The organism is Vibrio sp. 779(2023) (genome assembly GCF_033344285.1).
Classification (GTDB): domain Bacteria; phylum Pseudomonadota; class Gammaproteobacteria; order Enterobacterales; family Vibrionaceae; genus Vibrio; species Vibrio alginolyticus.
The window spans coordinates 1-1027 of the sequence record NZ_JAWPOM010000238.1 but is presented as its reverse complement, the minus strand read 5'-3'; the positions used below and the strand labels follow the sequence as shown (position 1 = coordinate 1027).

1 protein-coding gene and 1 pseudogene are annotated in these 1027 nt (G+C 45.2%); both read left to right on the top strand.

Annotated features, from left to right (window positions below):
• Window positions 1–554: pseudogene (locus tag R8O70_RS26335) on the top strand (replication endonuclease); the annotation flags it as partial.
• 83 nt (window positions 555–637) lie between these two features.
• Window positions 638–943, top strand: coding sequence for a hypothetical protein (locus tag R8O70_RS26330; protein ID WP_005389159.1), 306 nt, complete (start codon window positions 638–640; stop codon window positions 941–943).
• Window positions 944–1027 lie beyond the last annotated feature (84 nt).

The following is a 1027-nucleotide window of genomic DNA, read 5'->3' as shown; positions in this document are numbered from 1 at the left end:
GTCTTCGTGATGAATTCAAAGAGGACGATGCTTTGTTTACAGATTTATCTCAAGACGAACACTTTCTATTAGAAAAGGTTCGCCGCTCTGCTGATGAGGGCGACTGGAAAGCGTTTTGTTACGCAATGGGCGGTGTGTTCGTTAAGCGCAAAGACCAACCAGTAAAAGCGGAATATTCCGTTTCAACCTCTATCGAAAAACTGATTGCTTCGGGCGGTGAATACTCATCGACTCGCTACGGTGATATGGCTCAAGCGCGTTTGAATGGCTTGATGTTCCATAAGATTTTTATCGCGACTCGCTTCCGTACTTGGAAGACCGAGAACAAGCAACAATTCATCCGTGCTCAACAAGGCATCATGTCTAACGTGGTCGATTACTTTGACGCGCTAGAACGTGAAAAAGAATACGAGCGTATGTATGACGACCTTTACGAGCAATACGAAAAACACCTAGCGCTCTATGACGAAATGGAAGCGCTGTTGCTCACCGACCCTCAGGAAATTAATGCGTCGTGTTGGGTGGGCGCAGCCCCGCCCGACATGATGCATTAATTTCCCTTGGACTTGTGTCAATAACTGTCATTTCAATTTTCAACTAACCAACAACGTAAAAATAAGGGCAAAACACTATGAGAATGGAAGGTTTAATTCTAGATGTTTCGGACATCGTTCAAGAAACCAAAACAGACCGTAATGGCGAACAAAAGCAAAACGGCAAGCTGCGTCTCATCACGACCAATCCAACAGACACAATTGAAGTGCGTGTGTCTCCTGAGCTTTGGGAAAACGGCAAGGCTGGCGAACTGCTCAAGCGCTGTGTGGGTAATCGCATGATGTTTGATGTGGAACACAAGAAATTCAGCTTTGGTAACGATGAGGGTAAACACGTCTCTATCGACGGTTTCCACCTCTACGCCCTACCTCAATTAAACGAAAAGTAAGGGTTAAATCATGACCGAGACGCAATTTGCAGAGCTAATGGCTCGACTCGATAACTTTCAGTTAATGGTGTTCTTAGGCATTTG